Origin of the sequence: Nostoc sp. C057 (genome assembly GCF_013393925.1) — a bacterium.
Classification (GTDB): Bacteria; Cyanobacteriota; Cyanobacteriia; order Cyanobacteriales; family Nostocaceae; genus Nostoc; species Nostoc muscorum_A.
Window position 1 is genome coordinate 4,147,946 of sequence record NZ_CP040281.1, and the last position, 22,625, is coordinate 4,170,570.

Consider the following 22,625-nt stretch of genomic DNA (forward strand, 5'->3'; position numbering starts at 1 on the left):
TTAGAACCCTGCCATAAAATCTTATCCTGGCTAATTCGGCAAACCATCTACCCGCATCAAATCCAATTCGCGTTCAAATATTTCATCAATTGGCAACATTTGACCATCAACAGTCATAAATTTATGGTCTTTTGTTGCCCGAATCACGGAACCATCTTCCAAACAATACTCAAACACCTCTTGTTGTCCGCGATCGTGCCACTGTGCTACAGGTTGCGTGTAAATATTCCCATTATTATCAACGCTATACACAGTACATTCAATACGTTTTTCTACAATTTTCCCAATCGGCAACAATCCATATTCTACTGTCAATATTTCCGTTTCATAGCTTAAACAATATTCAGCAAACTTCAACATTTGCTCAAATAATTCATCCGCAACTTTTTTCGGAACACCATTTTTTGCTGCGCCATCTACGAATTTTTCTCGCTGCTTTTGCATCTCAGAAACTTTCTTTTTACCCATCGCCCGACGCAGCAAGTCAGCTTGTCCTAAAGAATATCCAGCCATATCCTGAGCAATTTTCATGATTTGCTCTTGATAGACCATAATTCCATAGGTTTCATCTAATATTGGTTCTAAAACAGTGTGTTGATAATCAATATTTTCTCGACCATGTTTGCGGTTAATAAACTTAGGAATCAGCCCCGCATCTAATGGCCCCGGTCGATAAAGTGCCAAAATTGAAGAAATATCTTCTATATTAGAAGGCTTCAAATCTCGCACGATCTGACGCATTCCTGAAGATTCTAATTGAAATATTCCTTCTAACTCTCCTGCTTCTAATAATTCATAAGTTTTTTGTACATCTTTAGGTAAGCTGCTATGTTCACCTTTAGCTAATATCTTCTGGGCTTTTCTTTCCTGGCGAGGAATTTCATCAGGATCGACCCGATATCCTCTCGTTTCTTGAATCAAATCAACGGTCTTTTGAATCAGGGTCAGGTTCCGTAAACCCAGGAAATCCATTTTCAACAAACCCATTGATTCCAGGTCTTCCATGAAATACTGGGTAATCACGGAACCATCATTATTCTTCTGTAGCGGGACAATTTCATCAAGTGGTTCGTCTGAAATTACCACCCCGGCTGCATGAACACCAAAGGTTTTGTTAGTTCCTTCAATTCGCATCGCCATATCAAGCCAATGGCGAACATGTGGTTCTTTATCATATTTCTCTTTAAACTCTGGTTCTGGAGTTTTATCGGAAACCATCACCTTGAGTTTTGTTGGTTTCCCTCGCACTACAGGAATTAATTTCGCCATTTTGTCAGCTTCCCCATAGGGAATATTCAATACTCTGGCGACATCTTTCAAAACTGCTTTAGAGGTTAGACGGTTAAAAGTGATGATTTGAGCAACTCTATCTGCACCGTATTTTTCAGTGACATATTCAATAACTTTATCCCGTTGTTCAATACAGAAATCCGTATCAATATCAGGCATGGATTTCCGTTCGGGGTTCAAAAAACGCTCAAATAGTAGCCCATGATGCACAGGGTCAATATTAGTAATTCGCATTGCATAAGCAACTAACGAACCAGCCGCAGAACCCCGACCAGGCCCCACAGGAATATTATTATCTCTAGCAAATTTGATGTAATCCCATACAACTAAAAAGTATTTGGAAAAACCCATCTGCTGAATCATTTTCAGTTCGTATTCCAATCTTTCTTTATAGACGGAATCGACTTCCTGGCGAGATTTGCGATTTAATCGTTCTAAAAGTCCGTTCCATGCAACATCTTCGGCGTAAGTGTCAGCAGTATGACCTGAAGGAATGGGGGGTGTAGGAATCTGAGGCTCACCCATAATATGGTAAGGCTCGACTTTATCAGCGACTTCTTCAGTAGTAGCTACAGCTTCTGCAATCACATCATCCGTTAAATGGTCACGAAATAGCTGCCGCATCTCCTCACCAGATTTGAGATACTCTGTGCCGCTATAACGCATCCGCTTATCTTCAATAATTAGCTTGCCAGTTTGAATACATAGCAAAGCATCGTGGGCTTCAACGTCGAAACAAGAAATAAAATGTGAATCATTAGTAGCAATAATTTTAATGCCTAGTTCTCTAGCAATTTTAACTATTTCAACATTCACAATTCGGTCTTCTTGGGAGCCGTGGTCTTGAATTTCTAGATAATAATCATCACCAAATACATCTTTATACCACTGAGCAACTTTCCGGGCTGCATCTGGTCGATTACTGAGAATCGCTTGGGGAACTTCTCCACCTAAGCAAGCACTGGTGACAATCAAGCCCTCATGGTATTGTTTTAGTAAATCTTTATTAATACAAGGACGTGAAAAAATCCCTTTGCCTTGAACACCTTGAAGATGCGAAATTGTGGTTAATTTGACTAAATTTTTGTAACCTTTGGTATTTTTAGCTAAAACGACTTGATGATATTTTGGGCGACGTTCTTGTTTTTCGATATCGCCATTAATTACATACATTTCATTGCCGATAATCGGCTTAATATTTTGACTACGGCAGATTTTGATCAGTTCAACGGCTCCATACATGACACCATGATCGGTAAGAGCGATCGCTTTCATCCCCAGTGCGATCGCTTGATCTACCAACTCTGGTAGCTGACTTGCCCCATCTAATAGACTGTAGTCACTGTGAATATGTAAAGGCACAAAGGACATAAGCATCTCCAACCACAAGCCAAGATATCTTTAGGGGTCTACCTTGTGGTATACCCTTTCAAGCCGGATTTTGCAAAGCAACGGAATATTACATTAGCAGTTTTTACCTAAAATTAAAGCTGTTCTTTTTCCGAAATTGTCATTATCATCAGTGTTGTCTTAATAGTTACAGCAGTTCATCAGCATCTAACTAATGAGTGAAACAGAGAGTACTACTTCGCCTGAAACCAAAGCTAGCCCTTGGTGGCAGCGTATCCCTCTCACATTGCAAATTCTCATCGCCCTAGTAGCCGCAGTCAGCGTTGGAATTGCACTTGGTGCGGGGAATCCCAATCCCAGCAATGCCACTTTAATCAACAATTTAGCAATTCCGGCTGAGTTGGTGCTAAAGGCTCTCCGCGCTCTAGCTACGCCCCTGATTCTGGTAGCGGTGCTGCATACCTTAATGACTACCGATATCCCCGGTACAGCCGGACGGCGGCTGGCAGTGCTACTTTTGACTAACACTACCGTAGCTATTTTAGTGGGACTTTTGGTAGCGAATGTGCTGCGTCCGGGAACGTGGGGCAATGTAGCTACCTCAACAACTACAGAAATACCTACTCAGAGTCTAGACCCTTGGGGAATACTCAAAGATGCTGTACCGGAAGCTGTCCTGAAGCCATTAGTTGATAATAATGTCATTCAACTAATTGTTATTGCCTTAAGTTTTGGCATCGTCCTGCGGGGCTTAAAATCTGAACAAATTGCCCAAGGAAAAAAAGGATACCAGCCGATAGAGGATGTCATCGGGATTTTGTTTGAGGCGGTAGTCGGTGTCCTCAACTGGGTAATTGCCTTAGTGCCTTTCGCCGTCTTTGGGATTGTTGCTAAAACAGTCGCTATGCAAGGATTTACACCGTTTAAATCTTTGGGTGCATTTATTCTGGCGGTGCTGTTAGCGCTGGCATTGCAGGCGTGCTATTACCTCACTAGAGTAAAATTTGGTTCTTGGGTACCCCCGCTAAAATTCCTAGCTGGCGGTTCTGATGCCTTTTTAACAGCTTTTTCAACTTCTTCCTCTGCGGCGGCAATGCCCGTAACTTTTGAGGTTTTGCAAACAAAAGTTGGTTTAAGAGAATCTTCTGCTGCTTTGGGGGCATTAGTAGGGGCAAATTTCAATAATGATGGCACTGCCCTTTATGAAGCAATGTCTGCGTTGTATATTTCCCAACTAATTGGGCAACATCTGACTCTAGGACAGCAGTTAATTGTCATCCTGACCTCGATTTTTGCATCTGTAGGTGCGGCGAATATTCCCAATGCTGGACTGGTAACGATGACACTAGTGTTCACTTCTGTAGGCTTACCTACCCAGTACATTGCTTTGCTAGTTACCATAGATTGGTTTTTAGATCGCTGCCGCACCGCGATTAATGTTATGGGAGATATGACTGTCAGTGCTTTACTTGACGGCAAAAAGCCTCGTTCTGTAGACGAGGCTTAGTTTGAAGCTTTTCAGGTAGCTAATGCTGTTGGGGCCCTTTGGCATCACATTCTTTAGCCCAACAGCGTTCTAGAAGTCGAAGCCGCCAGATCAATGCAAAGCGTTGGGGATTCAATACTAATTTAGTATCGTGACTAAATAAAGGCTGGTTCAGATACTGCCAAAGGGGAAATTGAATTTTGGTGTGTTTTGGAGTCATAAGAACAACAAATATTATAAAAGTTTAGCGACCATAGTCGGCATTTTGTCTAGCAATTGCCTGATAGTGTTTTTCTAGTTAAAGGCTACACTGCGTTTTTGCAATTGTCTTGGTGGCAATTGCGGAATTTCAGCAAGTGAATTTATATTATTTCCGCTTTAATACTGAAATTGCACTCACCCCTGACCATTGATGACATCAGTTGAGTTGTCAAAACCATTGATATTAGAGTTGTCGGGAAATTAGGACGATAAATTTCTGAAAGCCTTATATAGTAAGCGTTTATAGTATTTCGTACAGGAATAGCTGTAACCTTTACCTGGTAATTTTTACAGCCATTTTTTTGTTATTACCCGACAAGTCTATTATTTTTCAGGTCATTCAGAAAGGTGACTGTGTTTTTGTTGAAGATGTTGCTTTGGGTGGAGTTGTCCTTGAGGATATCAAAGCTGTCACTAATTGTAGTTGTCTTATTAAACAGGATATTACCCACTGCTGATAGGTTATCTAGTTTTTCTATAGCAAAGTTTTGCAGGATAACTTTTTCATCAGCCATCCCTTCAAAAGTGATTTCCAGATTGTTACTATTCTGAGAGAGTAGTAGATTTCGAGCAGTTAGAGGATATTTTAAAAGTTACAAAATATACTATAAATTCCGCGTCCAAACTTATTCTCAAAAGTTAAAGAGGTTTTAAAACCCCCATTTCCTTGTAGGGAATAGGACTAGGGGCTTAAGTTTCCGAAGCTTAGATGTTAGCAATCATACTTTTCAAACAACTCTAAGTCAGCTCGTCTTGCTTTCTAGAATCAATAATGTGGATTCCTATATCTATACCTTTAATATTGCAACTTATATAAGACAACAGCGCATAAATAAAGATAACTATGCCCAGCATCTCTAGCACTTCTTCTATAGTTGTTATGAAGACATAAATCATGTTATGGGGGGTATAGTAATATTCATAGTATCCACCTACCAATTCACTCACAATTGCACCTGCTACGTAGATTGTTCCAGCAATGAAAAATAAGCGTCGTGTCTTGCCAGGAAGAGTAGCCACAAATCGCCCAAATACTAGCAAAAAGAGGAGTACGAAGATAGCACCCGCAATCACCCAAGCGTAGTAAAGAAAACCACTAGTATTAAATGTATCTCGCAGTGGTGCAGTTAGTCTTTCATGAAGACCGATCAATTCATCTAAGAATAAACCAGCAAAAACTATTGACAATCCTCTCCATGCCCAGGCATCTTTATTCTTAGCTAACCTCTGAGCTTGGAAGATGATCTCCAGCAGAATAGAACAAAATAGTAAAGCTCCTCCAGAGTAAATTGCAGGAATATTATCCTCGCTGTTGAGATCGAATAGAATGCTAAAGATATCTCTCCCAGGAAAGTCAGGTAGATAGTAGACATTGTAATTAGCCAAAAGACTGACAAGAGCCAAGCACAATACTACGCCTAGCAGGAATTTGAGCGTTTTGTTGGCAGAAAGATATACCTTCAATTTATGCGATGATTGCAACGCTGCGATCGCATCTTCTGGTTTTATAGAACTTCTTGACTCAACTACAGATATCCTGTCACTCTTAGCATTGTCTGAATAAGACTGGTTTTTGAGGATCTTGCGTCGCTCTGGCAATACAATTTTTGACATGAAGTACTCAATGGTTTGCTGCTTAACAAAACCATGCATTGCCAGAATTTTTCCCAACTGCTCACCACTCAACTCTTGTGTCTTGAGTGCTATGTCTAATTCATCTGGATTAATTATTTCAGCTTCAACTAAGTACGTCCCAAGCGGCTTAAGCTGAAAACCTTGTGTGTCTATTTTCCTAATCAATTAGGATCTCCTTCTTTTTGCTGCCTGAATGTAATAAATTTTTAGGCTTTTAGTCATGAAACATTACAATTACCAGATAATATCAGATTTTAAGAGTTTCATAACCTTTACTTAATCACATTTTGCATAGGCTAAATTATTGACTATACAAGTGTAAATTTATGCTGAAGCAAAGATGCATTTATTAAGTAGATACGTCAGTTCTGCCGCAATACTGCTCGGTTTTTGCATTTTTAACTCGGAATCGGGTTTGGGGAAAAGGTTAAAGGGTAAGGGTTAAGGGTTTTTTCTTTCCCTTTACTTTTCCCCAAAACCCGAGAAGTATTGAGTTCTGCCGTTGCTGTTATTTCTAAACGCATTGTTCCTAGCAAAAAAATAAATCCACCTATCACTCTCATGTGTAGGTGGATTTATTCAGATGTGCAGACATCTAGCGCGGTTGATTGTATCCGTAGCAGACAGAGTAAGTAGCAAAATCCTGCTAGAGTTGCATTGCAGGGTAATCTTCAACTTAGGAGATTACCTATAATTAGTAATGAGTGCCAGTTTTGCGATGGTTGATGGCAGTAACAGCATCAGGTTTGAGTAATTTACCCTCGTCCACAGTTGCATATACAACCCAGTGATCGCCACATTCCAGACGTTGATTGACTGAGCATTCCAAATATGCTAAAGCGTCGGTGAGGACAGTACAACCATTATCTGCAACTGCTGTACTAAAGTTAGCAAATCGATCTTCTCCAGGCGCGAAAGATTTACGGAAATGCTTCATGTAGTCTTGATGATTGCCTTCAGGTAAAATATTTAAGGCAAACTTACCGCCTGGATACATCAAAGATTCGATCGCTCGGTCTTTAGCGATCGCAACACTTATTCCAGGTGGGTTGAAGGTGGCTTGAGAAACCCAAGCGCCTAACATTGCGGTAGACACTTCTCCAAGTTTAGCTGTGATCACGCATACGGAACCAACAATGCGACCTACAGCTTGTTCCAATGGGGTAGCGGCTTGTTGTGGTACACGTACTTTTTTAGCCTTTTTCAGTGTTTGGGCAAAGTCTGTACCTAGTTCTTCACAGAATTTGAGTGTGACATCATCAGGTTTAAACTTGACCTTCAATGTGTCAAAGCCAAAACGGTATCCAGAATCCCGGAGTTTACCTTCTATTAAGTCAAAGGCTTCGCCACTCCAGCCGTAAGAACCAAAGACACCAGCGAGTTTGCTGTTGTCACCGCTTGAGATCACAATCCCTAAAGCAGTATGAATGGGAGTTGGCGCATGACCACCGATGGTAGGAGAACCAATGATAAAACCTTCTGACTGTGCTAAGTTGATGCGAATTTCATCAGGGGTGGCAAATTCGCAGTTAATCGATTTGACTGCGACTCCACCTTTAGTTAATCCCAGAGCGATCGCTTGTGCTAAAGTCGCCGTATTCCCGTAAGCTGAAGCGTAAAGTAGGGCAACGGAAATCTCGCGATCGTTGTGAGAACGGCTCCACTCTCCATAAGCTTTGGTGAGTTCGATTAAGCTGCTGCGTACCAAAGGCCCGTGACCCACAGCATACATTCTCACCTGCAAATCTGATATTTTCTCCAAAGCTGCTTGCACATGAGGAGTTTGGGGAGCCATCAGGCAGTTAAAGTAGTAACGCTGGTCTTCTTTGAGCGCTTCCCAGTTATCATCAAACACTTCATCACCACAGAGATGAGTTGCAAATAACTTATCTGTGTAGAGAATTTGAGTTTGCTGATCGTAGGTACAAAGTCCTTCCGGCCAACGTGGGCTAGGAGTGGGCAAGAATTTCAAAACATGACCTTTGCCTAAATCCAGAGTTTCTTTCCCGCGCATCACCAAGACTTTCAAATCTTGCTCTAGGAAAGCAGCACGCAAATTGTTCGCACCGGGAAGAGAACAGACAAAAGTTACCTGTGGTGCCAGTTCTAAAATTGCTTTGAGGGTTGCAACTCGATTGGGACTAAAATGACCCAGGATTATATAATCCAAACTTTGTAAATCTAAAGTCTGCCGCAATGCCTCTAAATAAATTTCGGTAAAGCTTTCTGGCGGTGGATCGATAAGTGCGGTTTTATCAGCTTCAATTAAATAGCAATTGGAGGTAGTACCTCTTTCAAGTGCGTATTCAATTTCAAACCGCAGACGTGACCAACTACGTGCTTTGATCGCCTTAGTATTTGTAGCAATTGGTAGAACTTGTACGTCGCGTGGCTTGGAATTGGTCATAGCTATTTAAAGTTGGGGAATTGGAAATAGGTTATGGGGAACAGGGAATAGGGGATAGGGAATAGGGGATAGGGAACAGGGAATAGGTTATAGAGTATGGATCATAGGAAACAGGGGATAGTTTTCTTTTCTGTCCCCTGTCCCCTGTCCCCTGTCACCTGTCACCTGTTACCTCTTCCCTATTTCTTAGTAGTAATTACCTACTTTGCGATGGCGAACGGCTGTGAGTCCATCGTTTTTAGAGACACGACCTTCTTGGACTGTGCAGTATAAAATCCAGTGGTCGCTGCATTCCATGCTGCTCTGTATTTCACATTCGATGTATGCCAGAGCATCAGTTAGAATGGGAGAACCGTTTTTCGCGGTTTGAGTTTTCACTCCTGCAAAGCGGTCAGCACCGGGATGTAAGCGCTTGAGAAAGTGCTTTTTCAATTCTTGATAATTGCCTTCTTCCAAAACGTTGAGGACGAAGCGATCGCCTACTTGCATTAAGGAATCAATGGCGCGGTCTTTCGCAACGGCAATTGTTAATCCTAATGGTTGCAAACTCGCTTGCGTTACCCAAGATGCCAGCATTGCGCTTGAGACATTATCTTTTTTAGTCGTGACTATATATAGTCCACTACTAATGCGACCCAACGCCTTTTCCATGTTGACATCAAGAGACTTGATTTGCTTGATGTTGCGATCGCGCACTAGCAATTGTCCGATGTCTTTACCAGCTTCTTCACACAACTGGAATGTTGATGCACTGGGAGTCTCTTTAATCCGAATGGGTGGGAAAGCTTCTTTGATGCCAGAGTCAAGAAATTGTCTGCGGAGTGTATCAATGGGTTCATCATCCCCACCGTAACATTCAAAAAGCCCAAGAAATTGCTTGTTCTTGGCGACAGCTAGCACTGAACTGATACTAGCTTGGGCGGCGGCGGCGGTACTTGGAGGCATACCAATAATGATGCCAGCAGCTCTTCCAGCTAGTTCTTGAATTTCTTGGCTCTCAGCAGTACTTAAATCTAGTACTTCTACTCCAACCCCAGTTTTCAAGATACCTTCGGCAATTGCGTGACCAAGGCGCTCGCCATAACCGTAATCTGAGACGAAAAACAAGCCAACTGTTGTTTCTGCTTTAGCTTGTTTTTGGCTCCAATTTTCGTAACACCCGGTCAGAACATCTAAATGGTGGTATAATAACGGGCCGTGACCATTTGCGATAATATTAATCTTTCCTAGATCGCCCATCCGCTTCATCGCATTCAGCAGCGAACGAGCGTTAGGGCCCATCAAGCAGTCGTAGTAAAATCTAAAGTCAGCTTCGATCGCTTCTAAATCTTCGTCAAAGGTGCGATCGTCACAAAAGTGCATCCCAAAAGCATCACAGGTGTAGAGAATTTGGGTTTTGCGGTCAAAGCTAAAGATTGTATCCGGCCAGTGCAGATTAGGCGCACTCACGAATTCCATTTCGTGTCCTTTGCCGATATCGATGCGATCGCCAGTTTTCACAACCCGCTTGGAAAAAGGATCGTGTACTAAGCCTTCCAAGAACTGAAGCGCAACTTTTGAGGCTAAGACGGTGGCTCTAGGAGCTAACTGGAGAACATCTTCTACTAAGCCGCTATGGTCTGGCTCTGTGTGGCTAACAATTATGTAATCAATTGTCTTGGGGTTAACAAGACCTTTGAGAGTCTCTAAATACAGATCGCGAAACTTCTGGTGAGAAGTATCAATCAAAACTGTTTGTTCGCCCCTAATTAGATATGAATTGTAGGTTGTACCGTTTTGTAGTCCAAATTCGATATCGAAGCGATCACGATCCCAGTCAAGAGAGCGAATCGCCGTTGTGTTAGGGGCAATTTCTACAGTTTGTATAGTTAGCCGATGTTGAGCGTTCTCTGCGTTGGCCTTGCCGGTCGTAGACATCGCTACCATTATTCGTCTCCGAGCGCAAATTGTCAGGTTTTTCTTCTGCCCCCATTCTCTCTATTATTTTTTGTTTAAGTTGTAATGAATATCAGTTTTTGAATAATTTAACTTGTATCAATTGTTGCTGTTTTCTAGCAAGAAATATGACTCAAAAAATCTACTCAATATTAATTGAATTCGAAAAATATACTTAGTATTTTATTTTGCTATTTATCTAATTTTATTCTAATTTAAAAATATCATTTTCTTTATATTGTTTGACAATAAAAACTGAAAATATCAAAACTAATATCATACATCTAGTACTATTATATAAAACTAAATACAACTCAAAAGCCTACTCTTTAATTGTTTTTGCCTCTTAAATGGCTGCATAAGGAAGTTGATAAATAAAAGTTAATTCTTTTGAGAATGACGTATAAATGATAAAAATATACTAGGTTTTACAAATAAACTCTGTAGTTATGGCGTAAAATAATTGTCTTAATAGGATAGATTAAAAGTTAGTTTTTTAAGACGCTATTTTACAAAAAAGTAGGAAAAGTAGGAAAGGTAGGAAAAGTAGGAAAAGTGTTAAAGACAGGAAAAGCAACACAAATTTTTCTATCTCCAATAGGTATTGAATATATTTTTGTTTCAAGCAATAATATTGTTATGTGAAATATAAAATTTATGTGAAGTCGAGAAAATAGATATTTTTTGGAGATAGGTAAGAAAAATTTCCAGAGATGAGTTGAATAAAAAGGAAGAAGGCTTCTATGTATATGTTTTTCTGCTCATTCCAATGGAAAATAGCGTAAAAATTATTTTTAAAGTTTCGATAAATCGCCGTAATCATAAGAATAATTGAAGAATTTTAATGATACAGTCCTTTATTATCGACTTTAGACATTAATTAGAATAACGCTAACAAATTCTTAAGAAAAGATGGCAACAATTAACTGTGTAAAAGGTTATTAATTATGGGATGCAGATTAAAAGTCTTTCTAACTGAGCAAGAAAAGCTGACTTTAGAAGAGTTAAGAAAAGCCAAACAAGTTCCTCAACGCACCAAGGATCGGGCTCAAGTCTTACTGCTAAATAATCGTGGTTTAAAAAATGAGCAAATTGCTAAAGGTTTGAACTGGGCAATTTCAACAGTACGTCAAACCCTTCATCGTTGGGAAAAGATGGGTTTAGCAGGTCTGTGGGATGCTCCTGGCCGAGGTGGAAAACCTCGATATTCAGAATCAGATTTGGTTTATCTAGAAAATTGTTTAGCTCAAGAGTCACAGACTTATAACTCTAAACAATTAGCAAAAAAGCTGGCATCTGAACGCCAAGTAAGCTTGAGTGCAGATCGGTTACGACGGGTACTTAAACAAAGGGGAAGAAGGTTTGGAACAGCACGCAAACAACCTCAGGAACAGAATAATTAAAGCTTCTCATAGCTCTTAGTAACTTCTTCAATGCAAAAGTTGGGACAGGATTGCTAGGCGATCGCATATCTTTGCTAGAAAGATAGTAATAGTAAAACTGAAGAGGCGATCGCTTTGGCGTTTCTCCCAAAGTCAAAGGCTGCTGGGGGTCTGTTACGGATTATACGGATTAAATCACCGACCAGGGTTTTGCAGCAATTAGCAAAGCAAGGATTTAGAATGTCGAACTTTTGCTTTGAACCTTGATGATGCAGACCAAGAAGATTTTAACAGCCTGAATAAACTTTGGTAAAAATTAGCACGTTGATGGTGATGTAACTCAGGTACACCGAAGTGCTAAATAATTTAAGTAGGACAAAATGAACATCCTTTCATCAGGAAATGCTGAAAGTCCACTAATTTTGGATTTTGAATTGATTCCTTTCTTGGCTCAATTCGGTCTACTGATTTAATATATTCAGACAGCACAAAACAAAATCCACCTTGATATTAAATTATCAGGTGGACTTGTTATTTATTCTTAGTGGATCCGAGCAGAGTCGAACTGCTGTCCAAATTGGGTATTGACCCCCCGCTCATTCACAGGTTTAGCCTTTCTGACCCTCAAGGCGGGAATCGTTCATTATCCCGAACGTAGGATTCTCTGATTTAATCTTAGCTAGCAAGCCAACCAGAGAACGCTTACTAGAGCATCCGTTGGGGTTTGGTCTTCAGTCCTTAACGGAGTCAAACCGAAGACGCTCGAACCTATAAGAGGTGTTTAGGCAGCTACTAGAGCATCCTTACGAGCAAAGTTAACGATGTTATTCGCATTTACTTTTTGTTTGAGCCTTTGATTTCCGAGAGGAGACTCACTCTCGACCTGAATCACAGAGCAGCGTTCGCCAACCTGTCGAAACCGTGACGGACCCATGCGCTTCATACTTCGATTATAATACGCGATTCTTGAATTTGTAATTCGTAATTCGTAATTCGTAATTATCAAAGTCAGAATATATGGCTCCACTTAGTCAAAATAGCCAATCGCTAATTTTAAAACGATTAGCAATTGGCTATTTGCCATAATCCACAACAAATATTTTCCTAAGTTAGTGCTTCAGCACCACCTACAACCTCTAGGAGTTCTTGGGTAATGGCAGCTTGTCGAGCTTTGTTGTAAGACAGTGTGAGGGTATTAATCAATTCACCCGCATTTTCACTAGCATTACTCATAGCTGTCATCCGCGCTGCTAGTTCACTAGCCGCAGATTCTTGCAGCGCCCGCAATAGCTGGTTACTCAGATACAGGGGCAACAAAGAATCGAGGATCTGTACTGGATCTTGCTCGAAAATCATGTCAGGAGCCAACGCGCGAACTTGGCTAGCCACTTTCTCCCGTTCTACTTCAAATTTACCGCCACGGGTTGTCAAGCGGAAGATTTCGTCATCACCCGCTTCTAGTCCTTGTGGATCGAGGGGCAGTAAGGTTTGGATTACAGGACGGGAGCTAACCAAGGAAAGAAATCTGGTATAGATTAATTCGATGCGGTCTACTTCTTCCGAAAGGAATAAGGAAAGTAGTTGATCGGCAATCTGATTAGCTTCGGCTGCGGTGGGAATTTGCTCTAAGCCGCTGTAAGTGGCATCAATGGGCTGATCGCGGCGTTGAAAGTACTGTGTAGCTTTGCGCCCGACGATCACAAATTGATAGTTTAAACCTTCTGCCTTGATTTCCTTGGCGCGGTTTTCTGCACGACGGATAACGTTATTATTGTAGCCGCCGCATAAACCGCGATCGCCTGAAATTACCAATAGCCCGACTGACTTAACTTCTCTTTTTTTCAGTAGTGGCAGGTTTGCTTCTTCAAAGCGCAAACGGCTTTGCAAACCATATAATACTTGTGCCAAGCGATCGGCAAAGGGGCGAGTCGCTAGTACTTGTTCTTGCGCCCGACGCACTCTAGCCGCAGCTACGAGACGCATGGCTTCTGTGATTTTTTTGGTGTTTTTGACCGACTGAATGCGATCGCGTATTGCTTTTAGATTGGCCATAACTTTAAGTTCTGAGTCCTGAGTTCTGAGTTCTGAGTTCTGAGTCCTGAGTTCTGAGTTTGAAATTTTGAGTTTTGAATGAAAAACTTTCTTCAACTCAACACTTGTAGCTACTCAGCACTCGGCACTCAGCACTCAGCACTGTAATTACGCTGCTGCTTTGAAGGTCTTCTTGTATTCGGTAAGTGCTTCTTTCAAGGCAGTTTCTTCTGCATCACCTAGTGCTTTGGAGGCTCTTACTCCTTCGGCATACTGGGTTTTACCAGTCTTTAAGTACTCCCGCAGACCTTGGGTAAAGGTGGTGACTTTATCTACAGGAACGTCATCCAAATAACCATTGATACCAGCGTAAAGAATTGCTACTTGCTCGTATACTGAGAGTGGCGAATTTTGTGGTTGCTTGAGAAGTTCGCGCAACCGTTGACCCCGTGCCAACTGGTCTTGAGTGGCTTTATCTAAGTCAGAAGCAAATTGAGCGAAGGCTTGCAGGTCGTCAAATTGGGCTAGTTCCAATTTAATCTTACCGGCAACTTTTTTCATTGCCTTGGTTTGCGCCGCAGAACCCACGCGGGATACTGAAATACCTGGGTTCACAGCTGGACGGATACCAGCGTTAAATAAGTCAGAAGACAGGAATATCTGACCATCGGTAATGGAAATTACGTTTGTGGGGATGTATGCCGAAACGTCACCAGCTTGGGTTTCGATGATTGGTAGGGCGGTCATGCTGCCTTTACCTAATTCGTCACTTAGCTTTGCGGCTCTTTCTAACAAGCGAGAGTGAATGTAGAATACATCTCCGGGGTAAGCTTCGCGTCCGGGTGGGCGACGTAACAGCAGGGACATTTGGCGATAAGCTTGGGCTTGCTTGGAAAGATCGTCGTAAATTACTAGGGTAGCTTTGCCTTTGTACATAAAGTACTCGGCAATAGTTGCGCCTGTGTAAGGAGCTAGGTATTGCAGTGTTGCTGGTTCACTGGCGCTAGCGGCGACGACGATGGTGTAATCCATCGCGCCTTTTTCTTGCAATGTCTGCACCACGTTAGCGACGGTGGAAGCTTTTTGACCGATCGCAACGTACACACAAACGACATCTTCTTCTTTTTGGTTGATGATGGTGTCGATCGCGATCGCAGTTTTACCGGTTTGGCGATCGCCAATAATCAATTCCCGTTGACCGCGACCGATGGGAATCATTGAGTCAATAGCTGTAATCCCCGTTTGCATGGGTTCGTGTACAGATCGACGAGCAATGATACCAGGCGCTGGAGATTCAATCAAACGGCTTTCTGAGGATTTGATGTCTCCCTTACCATCAATGGGACGACCTAAAGCGTCTACAACTCTTCCAATTAAGGCTTCTCCTACTGGAATTTGAGCAATTCTACCAGTAGCGGTTACAGAACTACCTTCTTGAATTTCCAGCCCTTCACCCATCAACACCGCGCCCACGTTGTCTTCTTCTAAGTTTTGGGCGATGCCAATTGTGCCATCTTCAAATTCTAAGAGTTCCCCAGCCATAGCCTTTTCCAGACCATAGATCCGGGCAATACCGTCACCTACTTGTAGGACGGTACCAACGTTAGCAACTTTGACCTCTTGATCGTATTGCTCGATTTGTTGTTGGATAATGCTGCTAATTTCGTCAGGTCTAATTGATATGCTCATGTGTCTATCTTGTTTGCTTTCGAGACGGAATTCAGTGCTGAGTGCTGAGTTAAGAGTGCTGAGTTAAGAGTGAGTAGTGATGAGTTAAAAAAGCAAAAGTTAAAAGTTAAAAGTCAAAATAAATTACTGTTTACTTAACTCCCAACTCCTAACTCCTAACTCCTAACTCCCAACTTCTAATCCTAACCTTCTAGCTATTAGTTAAGCGCAATGAAAGGCGGCGCAGTTGACCCCGGATACTGGCATCAATTACCTGCGAACCTACTTTAATAATCACACCACCAATTAACTCACTGTCTACCTTGGTTTCTAGTTCTACCTGGCGAGCATTGCTGATGGCAATGACCTTTTGGATAATTGCCTGCTGTTGAGCTTCTGTGAGGGGAACGGCTGAAATTACTTCCGCTAATACGGTTTGATTCAGCTGCCGCAACAGCGCCAGATATTGTTGAAAAATCGATTCCAAGAATGCAATACGACGTTTGTCTACTAGTATCAACAAAAAGTTGCGTAAGTAGGGGTTAGAGCCTTCACCGAGTATTTGTTTGATGAGAGCTTTTTTGTTCTCAGCCTGAATAAACGGGTTGCTGAAGAAGTTGTGTAGCTGTTTGTCTGCTCTGAGCAGTCCCAGGAAAGTCCGCGCATCTTCCCCGAACTCTTCTGTCAAATTTTTCGATTGCGCTATTGACAAAAGTGCCTGTGCGTAAGGTTGGGCTACTTCGGCTGCCGCTACCTGACTTGTCATACATTGCCTCCCAATTGTGCGATGCTACGATCAATTAAACTTTGTTGAGCATCGTCGGCAATCCCGCCTTTGAGTTGCGATTCGACTTTTTGCAATGCTAGTGTAGCAACTCGTTGCCGTAGTTGAGCGATCGCTCGCTCGGTTTCGCTGTTTAAATCTGCTGCTGCTGTTTGTTTCAAGCGTTCTACGTCTTGCGCTGCTTTCGCTAACAAGGCTTCTTTCGCTTTTTGAGCATTTTCTACGGACGATTGGCGGATACGTTCTGCTTCTGCTTGAGATTGCTTCAACTGCTCTTGCGCTTGGGAAAGGGCAGTCTTTGCCTCTTTTAAGCGCCCTTCTGCTTCCTGAATTGCGGTGGCAATATTGGATTGTCGCTCGTTCAGGATATTGCTTAAAACTTTACGTCCGAAGTAGAATAGTATGCCAACCAGAATCGCTAGATTGATCAGATTGGTTTCAAAAATGTCTAGGTTTAGACCGAAACCACCTTCTGCTGCGCCTTCTGCCAATTCAGAGTGAACAGCGTTCGCTTCTGCGGCAAGTAATAAGAATGTCCCCATGATACCCATTTACAAGTGCGCTGCTCGCTTGCTAATACGTTGTATTTTCCCCTAGGGAAGGAAATTTAAGTATCTTTTCCCTGTCAGGAAATTAAGTATCTTTCCCAAGAAGGGAAAAAGTGCCTTTTTTTGACACTTAAATTTTGCGCTCTGGACTAGGGCCCAGTTGCGCGTATGCTTTACACAGAACCAATCTCGTTAGCTTATCTAACTGGAGTTGGCCCCAATAGTTTTTCTAGAATCTGCCTGCTTAAAGCATCAACTTGTTGCTCTAAGGTACGAAAAGCTTCTTGCTTTTGTTGTTCTATTTCAACAGAAGCTTGTTCTCGTTGAGACTGAGCTTCCTTTTGGGCCTCAGCGATTTTCTCGGCAGTAATTTTCTTAGCTTCAAGTTGAGCTGCTTCTACAGTAGCTTGCGATTGTCTGCGAGCGTCTGCGAGTTGCTGCTCATATTCGGTAGCCAAGCGCTCGGCTTTAGCCAAGCTCTCCCGCGCCTCAAGGGTATTCGTTCGGATATAATTATCGCGATCGTCTAGTACCTTGGTCAGTGGCTTATAGAAAATTGCATTCAACACAGCTGCTAATAGCAGGAATTGCAATGCCATGAAGGGCAAGGTAGCATCGAAATCAAACATTTGTCTCCTCTTTGGCTGGAGTAGCAGTTTTCATGGCTAGCAACGTCATCCAACCTTTCATATTTTAGAGACCCATAGCCAACAAGGGTCAACTGAACATTATAACTATTGAGATACCTAAAACGTTTCGATTGTAGAGGCGTGATAATTCACGTCTCCACACTCGCAAAAATTTTCAGGTATTAAGCGAAGGGGTTAGCAAACAGCAATACCAGGGCAATTACTAGACCATAGATAGTCAAGGATTCCATGAATGCCAAGGTTAATAGCAGAGTACCGCGAATTTTTCCTTCTGCTTCAGGTTGACGAGCAATACCTTCTACTGCTTGTCCAGCAGCGTTACCTTGACCAATACCAGGGCCAATTGCAGCTAAACCAATCGCTAAAGCAGCAGCGAGAACTGAAGCAGCCTGAACTAATGGATCCATGTTGATTTTCCTTGCTTTGATTACAAAACTAACAAAAGTACGTTAACGATTAGAAACGTGGTTTTCACGCTGCACATGAGTTCTTTGATCGCGCTTTGCGATATTTTGAGCGAATATGCTCTGGGAACTGTGCTATCAGCTGAGAAGTTTAATGCTCCTCATGTTCTTCTCCACCATGTCCCTCCATTGCCTCATGAATGTATGCTCCGGCTAGGGTGGCGAAAACCAGGGCTTGAATGGCACTGGTAAATAAACCCAAGGCCATTACAGGCAGAGGTACAAATAGAGGAACTAGCAGCACCAATACCGCGACTACCAATTCATCCGCCAAAATATTACCAAATAGACGGAAGCTTAGGGAGAGAGGCTTGGTGAAATCTTCTAGAATTGCGATCGGCAACAAAACGGGTGTTGGCTCTATATATTTCTTAAAGTAGCCTAAACCCCGCTTGCTAAAACCTGCGTAAAAATACGCCAAGGAAGTTAGCAGTGCTAATGCAACAGTCGTATTGATGTCATTGGTGGGAGCGGCCAATTCGCCCGAAGGTAGCTTGATGAGCTTCCAGGGAATTAGCGCACCTGACCAGTTCGATACGAAAATAAACAAGAACAATGTGCCAATAAATGGCACCCAAGGGCGGTACTCTTTCTCACCAAGTTGGTTTTTGGCCAAATCACGAATAAATTCTAGGGCGTATTCCATCAAATTCTGGATGCCCTTGGGAATTCTTTGTGCGTTGCGAGTAGCAGCTATTGAAGCCACTACTAAAATGCTAATCACAAACCATGAGGTGAGAAAAACTTGCCCATGAATTTTAAGATTGCCCAACTGCCAGTAGAAATGATGACCTACTTCTAATTCGGCGAGGGGAAAAGAATTAAAGGCGTTTAAGACACTAAGCATTTGCATTCTTCAAGAATTTTCCCCAACGATCGAGGATGGGATTACTATCTTTGTGAGCCTGACTTTTTAAGAATCAGGAATGAACGCAATTTGCACCATATAGACGAGGAGCGTGGCTTTGTAAGTTAGAAATCCCAAAAATATGGGCAAAATCTGTAGCTCACGCCATTGAGTTGCCACGATCATGACTCCCATAAATAGAGCAAAACGAGTTTTGCTCAAATTGGTTTTTTCACTACCAAGTTGCTCAACGTCTCTAGCCAACATTTTTAAGTAAACCACACCTGTACACGCCCCAATTAAATAATTTAGGGCAATGTTTAAGGAATAAAAAATCCACACAGAGATAAAAATAACCCCCGTCAAGACAAGCGTGATTACCAACAATCGCTGGAAGAGTTGATAAAACTCTTGCATAGAGTTACCTGATTCTGTGTCTCCAGAATCAGTTTTAGCATCTTGTTGCGTTGTCGGAGTGGGCGCAATTGATTCGTCTGACAAGCTCACGAGACTTGAAACCAGTACAGTTAAATTATGATGACTGCACATTCAGTCAGCTGAATCATATCACGATCCGGTAACAATACTTTAGGAAAAAACAATTAACTTCTTGGCAACGTTACACAGTCAGTAAAATCGCGCTTCCAGAAGCGAGAGAGCGGCTGATGATGTACAAGACTGTGTGGGTGAATAATCAAATTATCGCTGCCGAAAAATTCAAAATTTCTTCCAATTCCAGCTTTTTTGAGTAAAGTATTGTCCTCCAAAGTCGTTACATAGCATCTTGGTGTTTGAAGTAATTGGGTGTCAATAAAATCAACTGGTGCTTGAGGAGTGTATGGGCGTACCGCAAATCAGAAATCGGAGAGTAGCGGCTTGTCATTAAGCAGCGCACCACTGCTGAATTTCAGAAAACTCCAACTTTTGGGATTTAGAATACCCGTTTGTTGGGCACTTTCCTAATCTACATTAATTTACCAAAAGTGGTGATGGGCGATCGCTCCTCACGATAAGTATAAATTGCTTTTATTAAGCCAGTGTCGAATTGGAGTGCGATTAAGCAGGTGTTAATAATATCAGTTGCTGCTGAAGAAGTTTTCTGACTTCATCTAATCCCAGTTGCACATCTGTCAAAATATCTGAAACTGTAGAATTAGCACCACACTTTTGCATAAATTCAAACTCTGGTTCAGATAAATTAACAATTTGGTAATTGTAATTAAAGAAGCATTGACTGGGAAATCCTTCAATACAAGGATTAAGTTCGGGAATCGCTGCTAATAAAGCTTTGTCGTCTGACCAGTCAGTTTTAACTAAGGGAGGACGAACAAGGAAAAACTCGTAATGAGTTACTTCTGGATCTAGTAATTCTATCAGGCGATAAAGCTGGCGATCGCTCAATCCTTTTGCTCGTTCAACTAACTCTGGTGTTTTGCCCAAAAGTCTCTCTAAATCCCAGAAACTCGGATTCGAGAAACCAATAAACTCTAATCCCGAAGCATCTATTAATTCAAACAGCGTCTCAATGTTGTAGTCAATTTCTTGGGGATGAACGTACATATCCGCAAAGTTTTCATCCTTGTGGTTTTCTAATGACCAACGCTGTTTATCATATTTGACAATTCGGTTGTTTTCTGGTAATGAACCAAATATTTGTCGCCCGACTTGGACACCATCGCGGTAGTCGCCTTTTTTGTCACCTTGAAGAAGTGCGATCGCTTTTTGCATGAGTTGAATTTCCCAGCGTCCCAACTCTCCGTACACAAAAATGTGCATTAAGCCGCCTGGGGCTAACTTCTGCGCCAAAGCTTGAATACCGCGAATCGGATCGGAGGTATGGTGCAAAACACCAACACAGTTAATTAAATCAAATTTACCCGGTAACTGTTCCACATCAAACAAGCTGAGGTGATGAAACTCAACACGGGTAGCACCAGAACGCTGACAACGTTCTTTTGCTACATCCAAAGCCCCGGTACTGAGATCAATTCCTACAACAGAAGCCTGGGGATTGAGATGAACCAGGTACTCTGTACTTACCCCTGTACCGCAACCTGCATCTAAAATCCGAATATCTTGCCTTTGGGGTTTTTGACCTGTGCAAAAATTATGAGCAGCTAGCCAGTTCCAGCGCCAGTTATAGCCTGGAGGTGGTTCATCCAACAGGGCTTCCGGCGGAAAGGGATAGGTATTGTAGAGTTTGGCAACAGCAGCACTAACAGTTTGGGAATCGGACATGATGAGGAATAACGCAGCATTTCTGAGTTTAGCGAATGCTGGACACTTCAGGTAGACAAATAATTGCGATCATCATCAGCCCATATATTTTAAGTATATAAGTTGTTTTATTAATAACACTATTGTTCAAGTATCTCTTCGCTAATAAAATTTAATTATAATTTTGTATAAAAATTTACTTAGCTAGGAGCATTAAATGGCTGTAGGAATGCCGGAATTCGTTGAAAATCCAGAAAATCGTTGCCCTGTAATTCTGTATTGCCGCAATTCGCAAATCTTGTGTACCAATGCGGATTCTTTGACGAATCAAGTCTTCGTAACAATTAATAGCATACTCATCAAATCCTAGCGATCGCACATTTTTGAAAAACTCTAAAGTAGCCTCTAGCTTTGCGTAAGCTAATACCAATGCATCAGATAAGGAAGCCTTTCTGATTACATTAAACCTCCCACGCAGTTGTTCTTCAACTGTAATTATCGTTATGGCAATGTCTTCAGAATTGACTGCATTAATACGCCGTGTCACAACTGGATGCATCTGTTGAAAAAGTGAGACGGCAAGAAGATGGTAGCCTACGTCCTGCATTTGAAGATTTAATTGGTGCTGGGGCAATTCTCAGTTATTTAGATGGCAGTCTATCACCAGAAGCCGAAGTTGCTGTAACAACATTTCAGGCTTTCCAGCAGGATTTACTGGGATACTTGAAAAAATGCAGTTCGGGTAAAGAGTTGATTGAAAAAGGTTTTGAGTCAGATGTTGAACTGTCCGCCGCCTATAACGTAAGTGATTGCGTGCCTTTATTTACTAATAATGCTTATGTAGATTCCAGGCTACAGGCTTAAGAGACTTCCAAATAAAAAATATCCCAAAACTGACACAAAAATCCTCTCTCTGTGTTCTCTGCGTCTCTGTGGTTAGTTTATTTCTTAGAAATCCCTAATTAAAGGTCGCACTGATTGGTTTGGCAATATTTGGCATTATCTATAAACTCTTGCAACTTATTCAAGGGAATTATCTGCAATGATGACCCACCTTGCACCTCAGCAGTGATGTAAGCAAACTTTTGTCCGCGATAATACTGGTCACGTCCAACCTTGGTGACATACCGAGACTTCTGAAAGTCATTAGCAATATTAGAATTATAAATATTTTGTAACAGTTTCACCGCTTTGGCATTTTTTGTGGTGAATTTGATGCTTGAGTCACCACTAACGGTTATACCTTCTTTAGTCACTTTCCCATTTTGAGAAGTGACATCAGCATAAAAGTATAAATTTCCCTTTGTACCCTCGTAGCCGTGGGCTTCGCTGTTGTATCTCAAAGTTGGTAATTGCGATCGCGTTTTTGCCCACTTAACAACGGTGTTGATGTTTTGCTCTGGAAGCGCATTTGCAGGAGTGACGGCTAAAATAACTGCGATCGCAGACAGGGCAACATTGAATAAATAGTTAAATTTAGAACTTTTGTACATAGTATTTTCCCGTTAAAGAATACTGATAGCTAAAGCTAAAAAACACCGCAATTTGAGAATTATTTCCAGGGCGGCGTTATTTCGTAATATTCAGTCATCAGTAGCAAAAACAACTTAACATCGACTAATGACTACTGTCCACCGATCATTGCTGAAGGAAATTTAGTTTCAACTAAG

General features: G+C 41.8%; 20 protein-coding genes and 1 other RNA gene. 3 read left to right on the top strand and 18 right to left on the bottom strand.

Annotated features, from left to right (window positions below; all coding sequences use genetic code 11):
* Window positions 1-30 precede the first annotated feature (30 nt).
* Window positions 31-2,661 (bottom strand): DNA polymerase III subunit alpha, encoded by a 2,631-nt coding sequence (locus tag FD724_RS17785; RefSeq protein WP_179073535.1) that lies wholly within the window; start codon window positions 2,659-2,661, stop codon window positions 31-33.
* Window positions 2,662-2,854: 193 nt separating this feature from the next.
* Between FD724_RS17785 and FD724_RS17790 the strand changes: the two genes are divergently transcribed.
* A complete protein-coding gene (locus FD724_RS17790) occupies window positions 2,855-4,147 on the top strand; it encodes a dicarboxylate/amino acid:cation symporter (protein WP_114086152.1) in 1,293 nt (430 codons plus the stop codon).
* Window positions 4,148-4,166: 19 nt separating this feature from the next.
* Here FD724_RS17790 and FD724_RS40970 read toward each other — a convergent pair whose 3' ends face one another.
* From FD724_RS40970 to FD724_RS17810, 5 genes are all read right to left on the bottom strand, one after another.
* Window positions 4,167-4,346: a hypothetical protein gene (locus FD724_RS40970; RefSeq protein ID WP_114086151.1), complete on the bottom strand. Its 180-nt coding sequence runs from the start codon at window positions 4,344-4,346 to the stop codon at window positions 4,167-4,169.
* A gap of 349 nt (window positions 4,347-4,695) precedes the next feature.
* Window positions 4,696-4,902, bottom strand: coding sequence for a hypothetical protein (locus FD724_RS17795; RefSeq protein WP_179073536.1), 207 nt, complete (start codon window positions 4,900-4,902; stop codon window positions 4,696-4,698).
* A 223-nt stretch (window positions 4,903-5,125) separates the two neighbouring features.
* Complete coding sequence (locus FD724_RS17800; protein ID WP_179073537.1) at window positions 5,126-6,187, bottom strand: hypothetical protein; 1,062 nt, start codon at window positions 6,185-6,187, stop codon at window positions 5,126-5,128.
* A gap of 529 nt (window positions 6,188-6,716) precedes the next feature.
* Window positions 6,717-8,429: a diflavin flavoprotein gene (locus FD724_RS17805; protein WP_179073538.1), complete on the bottom strand. Its 1,713-nt coding sequence runs from the start codon at window positions 8,427-8,429 to the stop codon at window positions 6,717-6,719.
* A gap of 186 nt (window positions 8,430-8,615) precedes the next feature.
* The gene (locus tag FD724_RS17810; protein ID WP_114086148.1) at window positions 8,616-10,355 is read right to left on the bottom strand and encodes a diflavin flavoprotein; all 1,740 of its coding nucleotides are present in this window, start codon (window positions 10,353-10,355) and stop codon (window positions 8,616-8,618) included.
* Window positions 10,356-11,311: 956 nt separating this feature from the next.
* Between FD724_RS17810 and FD724_RS17815 the strand changes: the two genes are divergently transcribed.
* The gene (locus tag FD724_RS17815; protein WP_179073539.1) at window positions 11,312-11,767 is read left to right on the top strand and encodes a helix-turn-helix domain-containing protein; all 456 of its coding nucleotides are present in this window, start codon (window positions 11,312-11,314) and stop codon (window positions 11,765-11,767) included.
* Between the two features lie 521 nt (window positions 11,768-12,288).
* Here FD724_RS17815 and ssrA read toward each other — a convergent pair.
* The 11 genes from ssrA to FD724_RS17870 all read right to left on the bottom strand — a co-directional run bounded on the left by ssrA (window position 12,289) and on the right by FD724_RS17870 (window position 21,502).
* Window positions 12,289-12,678, bottom strand: a transfer-messenger RNA (tmRNA) gene (ssrA, locus tag FD724_RS17820).
* A gap of 172 nt (window positions 12,679-12,850) precedes the next feature.
* The gene (locus FD724_RS17825; protein WP_114086146.1) at window positions 12,851-13,798 is read right to left on the bottom strand and encodes a F0F1 ATP synthase subunit gamma; all 948 of its coding nucleotides are present in this window, start codon (window positions 13,796-13,798) and stop codon (window positions 12,851-12,853) included.
* Between the two features lie 147 nt (window positions 13,799-13,945).
* Entirely contained in the window at window positions 13,946-15,466 is a 1,521-nt protein-coding gene (gene atpA / locus FD724_RS17830; protein WP_179073540.1) for a F0F1 ATP synthase subunit alpha, read from the bottom strand.
* A gap of 190 nt (window positions 15,467-15,656) precedes the next feature.
* Window positions 15,657-16,211: an ATP synthase F1 subunit delta gene (atpH, locus tag FD724_RS17835; RefSeq protein WP_012411165.1), complete on the bottom strand. Its 555-nt coding sequence runs from the start codon at window positions 16,209-16,211 to the stop codon at window positions 15,657-15,659.
* Entirely contained in the window at window positions 16,208-16,780 is a 573-nt protein-coding gene (locus FD724_RS17840) for a F0F1 ATP synthase subunit B (RefSeq protein WP_114086143.1), read from the bottom strand. Before FD724_RS17840 ends, atpH begins: the two co-directional genes overlap by 4 nt.
* Before the next feature lie 194 nt (window positions 16,781-16,974).
* Complete coding sequence (locus FD724_RS17845; RefSeq protein WP_179073541.1) at window positions 16,975-17,406, bottom strand: F0F1 ATP synthase subunit B'; 432 nt, start codon at window positions 17,404-17,406, stop codon at window positions 16,975-16,977.
* Window positions 17,407-17,588: 182 nt separating this feature from the next.
* The gene (gene atpE, locus FD724_RS17850) at window positions 17,589-17,834 is read right to left on the bottom strand and encodes an ATP synthase F0 subunit C (protein ID WP_013192016.1); all 246 of its coding nucleotides are present in this window, start codon (window positions 17,832-17,834) and stop codon (window positions 17,589-17,591) included.
* Window positions 17,835-17,982: 148 nt separating this feature from the next.
* Complete coding sequence (gene atpB, locus FD724_RS17855) at window positions 17,983-18,744, bottom strand: F0F1 ATP synthase subunit A (RefSeq protein ID WP_012411161.1); 762 nt, start codon at window positions 18,742-18,744, stop codon at window positions 17,983-17,985.
* A gap of 60 nt (window positions 18,745-18,804) precedes the next feature.
* The gene (locus tag FD724_RS17860; protein ID WP_179073542.1) at window positions 18,805-19,287 is read right to left on the bottom strand and encodes an ATP synthase subunit I; all 483 of its coding nucleotides are present in this window, start codon (window positions 19,285-19,287) and stop codon (window positions 18,805-18,807) included.
* A gap of 507 nt (window positions 19,288-19,794) precedes the next feature.
* Complete coding sequence (locus FD724_RS17865; protein ID WP_179073543.1) at window positions 19,795-20,976, bottom strand: class I SAM-dependent methyltransferase; 1,182 nt, start codon at window positions 20,974-20,976, stop codon at window positions 19,795-19,797.
* Between the two features lie 175 nt (window positions 20,977-21,151).
* Complete coding sequence (locus tag FD724_RS17870; protein ID WP_179073544.1) at window positions 21,152-21,502, bottom strand: type II toxin-antitoxin system VapC family toxin; 351 nt, start codon at window positions 21,500-21,502, stop codon at window positions 21,152-21,154.
* Here FD724_RS17870 and FD724_RS17875 point away from each other — a divergent pair.
* Entirely contained in the window at window positions 21,496-21,819 is a 324-nt protein-coding gene (locus FD724_RS17875; RefSeq protein WP_256874297.1) for a 2-phosphosulfolactate phosphatase, read from the top strand. The two genes, FD724_RS17870 and FD724_RS17875, sit on opposite strands and share 7 nt — an antisense overlap.
* A 98-nt stretch (window positions 21,820-21,917) precedes the next feature.
* Here FD724_RS17875 and FD724_RS17880 read toward each other — a convergent pair whose 3' ends face one another.
* Entirely contained in the window at window positions 21,918-22,448 is a 531-nt protein-coding gene (locus FD724_RS17880; protein WP_179073545.1) for a hypothetical protein, read from the bottom strand.
* Window positions 22,449-22,625: the final 177 nt, after the last annotated feature.

Bases quoted from the DNA above. Each gene is read 5' to 3' on its own strand.
- FD724_RS17785 (WP_179073535.1), bottom strand. From the start codon at position 2,661: ATGTCCTTTGTGCCTTTACATATTCACAGTGACTACAGTCTATTAGAT.
- FD724_RS17790 (WP_114086152.1), top strand. From the start codon at position 2,855: ATGAGTGAAACAGAGAGTACTACTTCGCCTGAAACCAAAGCTAGCCCT.
- FD724_RS40970 (WP_114086151.1), bottom strand. From the start codon at position 4,346: ATGACTCCAAAACACACCAAAATTCAATTTCCCCTTTGGCAGTATCTG.
- FD724_RS17795 (WP_179073536.1), bottom strand. From the start codon at position 4,902: ATGGCTGATGAAAAAGTTATCCTGCAAAACTTTGCTATAGAAAAACTA.
- FD724_RS17805 (WP_179073538.1), bottom strand. From the start codon at position 8,429: ATGACCAATTCCAAGCCACGCGACGTACAAGTTCTACCAATTGCTACA.
- FD724_RS17810 (WP_114086148.1), bottom strand. From the start codon at position 10,355: ATGGTAGCGATGTCTACGACCGGCAAGGCCAACGCAGAGAACGCTCAA.
- FD724_RS17815 (WP_179073539.1), top strand. From the start codon at position 11,312: ATGGGATGCAGATTAAAAGTCTTTCTAACTGAGCAAGAAAAGCTGACT.
- FD724_RS17825 (WP_114086146.1), bottom strand. From the start codon at position 13,798: ATGGCCAATCTAAAAGCAATACGCGATCGCATTCAGTCGGTCAAAAAC.
- atpA (WP_179073540.1), bottom strand. From the start codon at position 15,466: ATGAGCATATCAATTAGACCTGACGAAATTAGCAGCATTATCCAACAA.
- atpH (WP_012411165.1), bottom strand. From the start codon at position 16,211: ATGACAAGTCAGGTAGCGGCAGCCGAAGTAGCCCAACCTTACGCACAG.
- FD724_RS17840 (WP_114086143.1), bottom strand. From the start codon at position 16,780: ATGGGTATCATGGGGACATTCTTATTACTTGCCGCAGAAGCGAACGCT.
- FD724_RS17845 (WP_179073541.1), bottom strand. From the start codon at position 17,406: ATGTTTGATTTCGATGCTACCTTGCCCTTCATGGCATTGCAATTCCTG.
- atpE (WP_013192016.1), bottom strand. From the start codon at position 17,834: ATGGATCCATTAGTTCAGGCTGCTTCAGTTCTCGCTGCTGCTTTAGCG.
- atpB (WP_012411161.1), bottom strand. From the start codon at position 18,744: ATGCAAATGCTTAGTGTCTTAAACGCCTTTAATTCTTTTCCCCTCGCC.
- FD724_RS17860 (WP_179073542.1), bottom strand. From the start codon at position 19,287: ATGTGCAGTCATCATAATTTAACTGTACTGGTTTCAAGTCTCGTGAGC.
- FD724_RS17865 (WP_179073543.1), bottom strand. From the start codon at position 20,976: ATGTCCGATTCCCAAACTGTTAGTGCTGCTGTTGCCAAACTCTACAAT.
- FD724_RS17880 (WP_179073545.1), bottom strand. From the start codon at position 22,448: ATGTACAAAAGTTCTAAATTTAACTATTTATTCAATGTTGCCCTGTCT.